The organism is Maricaulis sp. CAU 1757, from assembly GCF_054482675.1.
Map to the genome: position 1 here is coordinate 434411 of NZ_JBTLRI010000002.1, position 7565 is coordinate 441975.

Sequence of the window (7565 nt, forward strand, 5' to 3'; positions counted from 1 at the left end):
GTTGCAGAACGGCATCATTACTTGGTTGTTGCTTCAAATCAACAGGCGTGCCGCATAGGTCACATAGGATCGCCCGAAATCCCCAGTTCGACGACGCGGCGCGCCAGTGTATTGCGGCTGATACCCAAGCGTTTCGCGGCCTTGGAGCGATTACCGCGGCTTTCGCGCAGCGCCTGACGCATCAGAGCGGCATCCACTGCATCGAGGGTCTGCGACCGGTCCAGCCCGGCGGCTAGGGCCGCCGTGCTCCAGGCCTCCGCCGCATCCTCAGGCCGGTGGGCGGGGCTGTCGATCAGGGCTTCGATCTGACGCACTTTCCACGGACCTGTTCCGGCACGCTCCACCAATGCTTCCAGTTCCGCGACATTGCCCGGCCAGCCATGGCCCTTGAGCCGCTCGATGACGGCTTCACCGAGCGCCGCCGCGGCGCCGTCGGAACGCTGCCTGAAATGCTGGACCAGGACGGGAATATCATCAGCCCGATGGCGCAGCGGCGGAATCTCGATGCGCTGTCCGCCCAGTCGGGTCAGCAAGCGCGTGTCCAACCTGTCCGCACGCGCGCCTGTCACCGTCGCGACGACATCATTCGTGGCCACGTCCAGCGCTGCATTGGCGAACGCCACGAGATCCTCCGGCCAGGTTTCCAGGCGCAGCCACAGGGCGCCCTGCGGGGCCTCGACAGAGGCCATGAGACGGGCCCGGTCATGTCCCGCGGTGACCAGGACGGGCCGCCCGCTTCTCCCGCGCGCCCTCAGCACGGTCTCGCCGACGCAGCGCTTGCCGACGCCGGTTTCGCCGACAACCAGGACCGGGCGTGAGGATTGCGCCGCGCGTCCGAGCGCCTTGTACACCGCCTGCATCGCCGCACTGCGACCCACCAGCCCCGTACCGTCGCCTCCACCGCCGCGTTCCGTCGCGCTGTTGCGGCTCGTCAGCGCGTCGGCAACCGTGTCGATGAGCACATCGATATCGAATGGCTTCGGCAAGTATTCGAAGACGCCTTCACGGGCAGCATCGAGGGCCGTTCCCGCTGTGGTCTGGGCGCTCATCACGATGATTGGCAGGTCGGGCTTCAGCCGGGTGATCTGCGGCAGGCGGTCAAGAAAGCTGTGTCCGTCCAGCAGCACATCGGCGAGCAGTACATCGCCCTCCCCGCGCTGCACCCAGGTCATCGCCGTGTCCGCCGACGCCGTCGCGCGCACCGCGTGACCGGCCCCGCTCAGTGCCTTGGACAGCACCAGGCGCAGGCTGTCATCATCCTCCAGGACCAGGATCCGGGCACTCATGTCCGCCCTCCACTGGCCAGCGGGAGGCGCAGCCGGAACTCCGAGCCGTCCGGCCCACTGGCATAGTCGATCGCGCCGCCATGCAGCGTCGCCACGCGGGCGGCGAAAGCCAGGCCCAGCCCCTCGCCGGCCGGCTTGGTGGTGACAAAGGGCGTGAAGATCCGCTCGCCCAGCTCGGCCGGAACGCCCGCCCCGTTATCGCGGACGGCGATGACCAGGGGCAGCGGCTGCGGCCCCTCGCGACTGCGTCGCCCGCCCTCGTACCGGGTCGCGATCTCGACCCGGCCCTGGGAGCGTCCGGCCACGGCATCACAGGCATTGCGGACCAGATTCAGCACCGCCTGCAGCAACAGGTCGGGGTCGGCATCGGTATCCGGCAGGGATGGGTCGAAGGCCTGGCCGAGATGAAGCGGCGTGGGCAAGCCGGCCCGGCCCATCGCATCCAGCGCCTCGACCGCCACGGCGTTGAGACTGGTCGGGCGCAGAGCCTGACACCGGATGTCGCCAACCCGGCTCCACTGGTTGGCCAGGCGGGTGATCCGGTCGACATCCTGGATGATCAGTTCAGCCAGCTCGCGATGGCTGTCCGCATCGCCACTGCGTCCGATCAGCTGCGCCGCGCCGCGCACGCTGGCGAGCGGGTTCTTCAACTCGTGCGCCAGCATGCGCCCGAAACCGAGCGCCGCATCATCGCTCGCCAGCCCGCCCGGCCCAGACGGCGGGATCACGGTCACGCACACGCGCCCCCCGGCCTCGTCCCAGCGCGCATGCATGTCAAACGGAGCCTCGCCGGCCGGCGTACAGGCCAGGGCGGCGACATCACTGCGCCTGTCCAGCGCCCGCCGGACCAGGCGGTCGACATCCTTGCCGCGCGCCGAGTGCGCCCCCAGACCAGCCCGTCGCAACTGGGAAGCCGACGCGTTGAGCCACTCCTCGGCTTGCACATTGGCTTGCCGCAACACCCCGGACGCATCGAAAACGAGAATTGGCACGGCGGCCCACTCGGCCGCTCCGAGCGTCGGCATCACCGCCTCCAGCTCGCCGCTCACGCCGCCGCGCGCTGTCCGGCGCTGCCCAGCCGGTGCAGCGCCCCGAGAACTTCCGCCGGGTCGCTCGACCGGCACAGCGTGTGCTTGCTTTCGCTGCGCAGGTCAGCGTCGAACCCGCGGCATTCCTCGTCCACGAAACTGGCGAAATGCTTGCGCATCATCCGGATTCCCAGCGGCTCGCCGTAATGCTCGAGGCTGTCCTCGAACTGGCAAGCCAGCGCTTCCAGCTTGTCGGCCCACGGCGTCATCACGACCGGCTCGCCCAACAGGCTGCGTCCGATCTCGCCCACCAGCCATGGCCGTCCCTGGGACGCCCGCCCGACCATGACCGCGTCGGCCCCGGACTGCTCCAGCGCGTCTCTGGCGTGCTCGGCGACGAGGATGTCGCCGTTGACGATGACCGGCAGCGATACCGCCTCGCGCACCGCCCGCACCGCCGCCCAGTCGGCCTCGCCCTTGTAAAATTGCTGCCGCGTGCGCCCGTGCACGGTGACCATCTGCACCCCGGCATCCTCGGCCCGCCGCGCCAGTTCCGGTGCATTCAGGCTGTCATGGTCCCAGCCCAGGCGCATTTTCAGGGTCACCGGCACCTTGACCGCCGCCACCGTGGCCTCGATCAGGCCCAGCGCGTGGTCGAGGTCGCGCATCAGCGCCGACCCCGACAGGCCCTTGGTCACCTGGCGCGCCGGACAGCCCATATTGATGTCGACGATGTCGGCCCCCGCCGCCTCGGCAATGCGCGCGCCCTCGGCCATCCAGTGCGCCTCGCGCCCGGCCAGCTGGATAATGCAGGGTGAAAGGCTGGCATCGAGCGCCGCCTTGCGCACCATGTCCTTGCGCCCCTGGGCCAAAGCGTCACTGGCTACCATTTCAGACACCACCATGCCGGCCCCGAACTTCTGGGCCTGGCGCCGGAATGGCAGGTCGGTGACGCCCGACATCGGGGCCAGGACGGCCGGGACGGTGATCGCATGGGATCCGATGGAGAAGGTCATCTGGCTGGACAAATCCTTGCGGGGCATCGTAAGCGGGCAAGCTATCGTTCTTGCTGCGCTGCGGCAATCGGGGAAGGAAGTGTCATGAGGCTCGGCGCCGTCATTGTTGCTGCCGGACGAGGCGAACGCGCCGGCGGCGGCATCCCCAAGCAGTTCCGAGCCCTCGCTGGCCGCAGTGTGCTCGCGCGCACCCTCGCGACCTTTCACGATCACCCCGCCATCGATGCCCTGGTCGTCGTCGTCAATCCCGACGATAGCGAACACCTGGACCGGGTTGCCGACGAGAGCGGCATCGACTTCGAGCGTGTGCGCGGCGGCGCCACGCGCACGGCCTCGGTCCGGGCCGGCCTTGACGCCCTGAGGGCCCGCAACATCGAGGCCGTGCTGATCCATGACGCGGCACGTCCCTTCGTCAGCACCGACCTCATCGATCGCCTCGCCTCCGCCCTGCACGACCATGGCGCTGTCCTGCCCGTCCTGCCCTCGACCGACGCCCTGCTCGACGTGCGCGACGGTCGCATGCGGGCCGCCATAGACCGCGAGCCCGTGCACGCCGCCCAGACCCCCCAGGCTTTCCGTCTGGCACCCCTGCTGGCCGCCTATGACCGGTTGGGCGAGCGCGCCCTGGCGGACGATGCCTCGGTGGCCCTGGAAGCGGGCATGGAGGTCCACACGGTCAGCGGCGAAACCGGCAATTTCAAGCTCACCCGGCCCGAGGATTTCCAGCGCGCCGAGCAGACCCTTTCCGCTGCATCCCACTACGTCACCGGCCAGGGTTTCGACGTGCACAGGCTGGAAAGGGCCGACAGCATGTGGCTGTGCGGGGTGGAGATCAGGGCCGGCCTCGGCCTGGTCGGCCATTCCGACGCCGATGTCGGCCTGCACGCCGTCACCGATGCCGTCTTGGGCTGCGCCGGGGCCGGCGATATCGGCCAGCATTTCCCGCCCAGCGACCCGCAATGGGCGGGCGCGTCTTCGGACCGTTTTCTGCGCCACGCCGTCGGCTTGCTGGCTCGCGCCGGTGGCACGCTGGTCCATGCCGACCTTACCCTGATCGGTGAACGTCCCAAGGTCGGGCCGTACCGCGAAGCCATGCGCCGGGTGTTGGCAGACCTGCTCGGCCTGCCCCCCGCCAGGGTCAATATCAAGGCGACCACGACAGAGAAACTCGGTTTTACCGGCCGCGGTGAAGGTCTCGCCGCGCAGGCCATAGTGACTGCAAGGATGACCCCATGATGTTTCCCCACTCTCTCATCGAACAGGCGGAAGACCTGATCGAGCGGGCGACCACCGCCGGCGTCATGATAGCCACGGCTGAAAGCTGCACGGGCGGTCTCATCGCCGGCCTGCTGACCGAAATCCCGGGCTCGTCGGATGTGGTGGATCGCGGTTTCGTGACCTATTCCAACGCCGCAAAGACCGAGATGCTGGGGGTTCAGGCCCGCCTGATCGAGGCCCATGGCGCCGTCTCGTCCGAGGTCGCCCGGCGCATGGCAGAGGAAGCCTTGCTGCGCTCGAATGCCGACATTGCGGTCTCCGTCACCGGTATTGCCGGCCCCGGCAGCGATGGCGACAAGCCGGCCGGCCTCGTGCATTTCGGCCTGGCGGTACGGGATCAGGCGACCCGGACGACCGTGCACCGTTTCGGTGACAGGGGCCGTGATGCGGTCCGCCTGGCCAGCGTTGCGACCGCGCTAGACCTGGTGGCCGAGGGCGTCGATCTCTTCGGATAGGTCGGCGTTCGGGTCGCCTGCGGGTGAGAATCGGCGCGCCGCCTCATCGGAAAAGAACCCGACCATCATGCGCGCCGCGCGCTCGCGATTGCTTTCCAGCAGCATTTGCAGGATCGGGTTCTTGAACGCCGCCTTGACCATGAACTCCACCAGCGTGGACCCGTCCGACAGAGCGTGAAAGCGCCAGACATTCTCCAGCACGCGGAACGGTCCGGCGACGAAATCGACGTCAATGGCGCGCCCGGCCGCGTCGGAATGAACTCGCGAGGTGAACCGCTCCGTGACGAACTTGTAGCGCACCCGCGCTTCGCAGGTCATCGTCGTCAGCGGCCCGTCATGGCTCTCCGACAGCACACGCATGGCTGTGATCTGCGGAATGAATTGCGGGTAGGAGCGGACATCGGAGACCAGCTCGTACAGATCATCCGGTGCGAAAAACAGGCGCAGGCGTTCGCGGGTATCCACGCGACAGCCCGCCTCAGCCGCGCGCCAGCGCGGCGTCCCGGGCCGCCCGCAGGCGGGCAAAGTCCTCGCCGGCATGGTGGCTCGAGCGGGTCAGCGGCGTCGCCGAGACCATCAGGAAGCCCTTGGCCCGCGCGATCGTCTCATAGGCCTTGAACTCGTCCGGCGTGACGAAGCGGTCGATGGCGGCGTGCTTGCGGGTCGGCTGCAGGTACTGGCCGATGGTCAGGAAATCGATGCCGGCCGACCGCATGTCGTCCATGACCTGCATCACTTCTTCCTTGGTTTCGCCAAGACCGACCATGATGCCCGACTTGGTGAACTGGCTTTCATCGCGTTCCTTGACCCGCTCCAGCAGGCGCAGCGAATGGTAGTAGCGCGCCCCCGGACGGATCGACAAATAAAGCCGCGGCACGGTTTCCAGATTGTGGTTGAACACGTCAGCCTTGGCATCGATCACCGCTTCCGCCGCTCCCGGCTTGCGCAGGAAGTCGGGCGTGAGGATTTCGATCGTGGTGCCCGGCGTGGTCGTGCGGATGGCCTGGATGACGTCGACGAAATGCTGCGCACCGCCATCGGCGAGGTCGTCGCGATCGACCGAGGTGATGACCACGTGCTTGAGACCCATCTGGGCCACGGCCTCGGCAACGCGGCGCGGCTCGTCCGTATCGACGGCCGCCGGCAGGCCGGTCTTGACGTTGCAGAAGGAGCAAGCCCGGGTGCAGGTGTCGCCCAGGATCATGAAGGTGGCGTGCTTTTGTTCCCAGCACTCGCCGATATTCGGACAGCCGGCTTCCTCGCACACCGTGACCAGGCCCCCCTTCTTGACGATGTCCTGGGTCTCGGCGAACACCTTGCCGACCGGCGCCTTGACGCGGATCCAGTCCGGCTTGCGCAGGATCGGGCTGTCCGCCCGCTTCTGCTTCTCGGGATGGCGGGCGGCACGCATCTCGGACGCAGCAAGCCGCGGCTCGCTTGTGTTCGAGGTCACCGTATTGTCGATCAGATTGGCCATGGCCTGCACATAAGCCGAGGCGGCGCTGGCATCAAGCTGGGCGTACTGTCGTGGCTGCTGGCGTGAGGCCGAACGGTAAATATTGCATTTGCCGCCCCGCCCCCTAGTCTGGAACGCATTCCTTTGAGAATACGGAATTGGGCAGAGCAGCTGGGCATGAGCGAACACGGGTTGGGAAGTGGGGCGGCACGCGCCTATGAAGCCGTGCTCGATCTGGTGTCCCTGAGCACCGCGCCTCATGACGATCATGCCAGCGCGATCGACGCCCTGCTGCAACGCTGCCAGGCCTATTTTGACTTGCCGCTGGCCATGGTCGCGCGCATCAGCGGCGAGCGCTGCGTGGTCGAGCATGTCATCGACAAGAAGGCGGGATACACGCCAGGCAAGACCTACGCCCTCCTCAATTCCTATTGCGAGAAAGTCGTGGCGACCGGCGAGACCGTGATGATCGACGATGCCGGCCAGACCGAGTTCGCCAACAATCCCGGCTACGAACCCAATGATGAAGACACCTATATCGGCGCCTGCCTGCGGCTTGGCGACCGGATATACGGGACGCTCAACCTCGCCGCGGCCGAACCGCGGCCCTCGCGCTTTGAGCGCACCGATGCACAGGTACTGGAAACCGCGGCTGCCCTGATCGCCTTTCACCTGCGTGCCCACGCCGACCAGGAACGCTTCGACCTTGCCATGAAGGGATCCCAGCTCGGTCTTTGGCAATGGAATGCGGAAACCGACGAGCTCACCGTTTCGCCCGAACTGCACAACATCACCGGCGAGATCGGTCTCGGCGAGAAATGGGGGATGGAGAAATTCCTCGACGCCGTGCATCCGGACGACCGTGACCGCGTCCAGAAGTCGGTCGAGGGCGCCATGCTCAAGCACGAGCCCTACGATGTCGAGTTCCGCTTCCGGCATGGCAAGGGCGGACACATCTGGGTCCGCTCGCGCGGTCTGGCCAGCTGGGACCGCGAAGGCATGCCGGTTCAGGTCGCCGGTTCGCTGGAGGACATCTCCCAGCGCAT

The 7565-nt window shown here is 67.3% G+C and carries 8 protein-coding genes; 3 read left to right on the forward strand and 5 right to left on the reverse strand.

Annotated features, from left to right (window positions below; translation table 11 throughout):
- Nucleotides 1–59: 59 nt before the first annotated feature.
- The 3 genes from ACXYMR_RS08355 to dusB are packed head-to-tail and all read right to left on the reverse strand — an operon-like array spanning nucleotide 60 to nucleotide 3330.
- Entirely contained in the window at nucleotides 60–1286 is a 1227-nt protein-coding gene (locus ACXYMR_RS08355) for a sigma-54-dependent transcriptional regulator (RefSeq protein ID WP_458942395.1), read from the reverse strand.
- Complete coding sequence (locus ACXYMR_RS08360; protein WP_458942396.1) at nucleotides 1283–2311, reverse strand: two-component system sensor histidine kinase NtrB; 1029 nt, start codon at nucleotides 2309–2311, stop codon at nucleotides 1283–1285. Before ACXYMR_RS08360 ends, ACXYMR_RS08355 begins: the two co-directional genes overlap by 4 nt.
- Before the next feature lie 20 nt (nucleotides 2312–2331).
- Nucleotides 2332–3330, reverse strand: coding sequence for a tRNA dihydrouridine synthase DusB (gene dusB / locus ACXYMR_RS08365; RefSeq protein ID WP_458942397.1), 999 nt, complete (start codon nucleotides 3328–3330; stop codon nucleotides 2332–2334).
- An 84-nt stretch (nucleotides 3331–3414) separates the two neighbouring features.
- On the opposite strand from dusB, the gene ACXYMR_RS08370 reads away from it, so the two are divergent.
- Nucleotides 3415–4566, forward strand: coding sequence for a bifunctional 2-C-methyl-D-erythritol 4-phosphate cytidylyltransferase/2-C-methyl-D-erythritol 2,4-cyclodiphosphate synthase (locus ACXYMR_RS08370; protein ID WP_458942398.1), 1152 nt, complete (start codon nucleotides 3415–3417; stop codon nucleotides 4564–4566).
- Nucleotides 4563–5063 carry a CinA family protein gene (locus tag ACXYMR_RS08375; RefSeq protein ID WP_458942399.1) on the forward strand — a complete coding sequence of 167 codons (501 nt, stop codon included), beginning with the start codon at nucleotides 4563–4565 and terminating at the stop codon, nucleotides 5061–5063. Before ACXYMR_RS08370 ends, ACXYMR_RS08375 begins: the two co-directional genes overlap by 4 nt.
- Here ACXYMR_RS08375 and ACXYMR_RS08380 read toward each other — a convergent pair.
- Complete coding sequence (locus ACXYMR_RS08380; protein WP_458942400.1) at nucleotides 5025–5528, reverse strand: type II toxin-antitoxin system RatA family toxin; 504 nt, start codon at nucleotides 5526–5528, stop codon at nucleotides 5025–5027. The two genes, ACXYMR_RS08375 and ACXYMR_RS08380, sit on opposite strands and share 39 nt — an antisense overlap.
- Before the next feature lie 13 nt (nucleotides 5529–5541).
- Nucleotides 5542–6540, reverse strand: a complete 999-nt coding sequence (gene lipA, locus ACXYMR_RS08385; protein WP_458942401.1) for a lipoyl synthase — start codon at nucleotides 6538–6540, stop codon at nucleotides 5542–5544.
- A gap of 156 nt (nucleotides 6541–6696) precedes the next feature.
- Here lipA and ACXYMR_RS08390 point away from each other — a divergent pair.
- The coding region (locus ACXYMR_RS08390; protein WP_458942402.1) for a PAS domain-containing protein at nucleotides 6697–7565 on the forward strand (869 nt) is incomplete at its 3' end.

Bases quoted from the DNA above. Each gene is read 5' to 3' on its own strand.
- ACXYMR_RS08355 (WP_458942395.1), bottom strand. From the start codon at position 1,286: ATGAGTGCCCGGATCCTGGTCCTGGAGGATGATGACAGCCTGCGCCTG.
- ACXYMR_RS08360 (WP_458942396.1), bottom strand. From the start codon at position 2,311: ATGCCGACGCTCGGAGCGGCCGAGTGGGCCGCCGTGCCAATTCTCGTT.
- dusB (WP_458942397.1), bottom strand. From the start codon at position 3,330: ATGACCTTCTCCATCGGATCCCATGCGATCACCGTCCCGGCCGTCCTG.
- ACXYMR_RS08370 (WP_458942398.1), top strand. From the start codon at position 3,415: ATGAGGCTCGGCGCCGTCATTGTTGCTGCCGGACGAGGCGAACGCGCC.
- ACXYMR_RS08375 (WP_458942399.1), top strand. From the start codon at position 4,563: ATGATGTTTCCCCACTCTCTCATCGAACAGGCGGAAGACCTGATCGAG.
- lipA (WP_458942401.1), bottom strand. From the start codon at position 6,540: ATGGCCAATCTGATCGACAATACGGTGACCTCGAACACAAGCGAGCCG.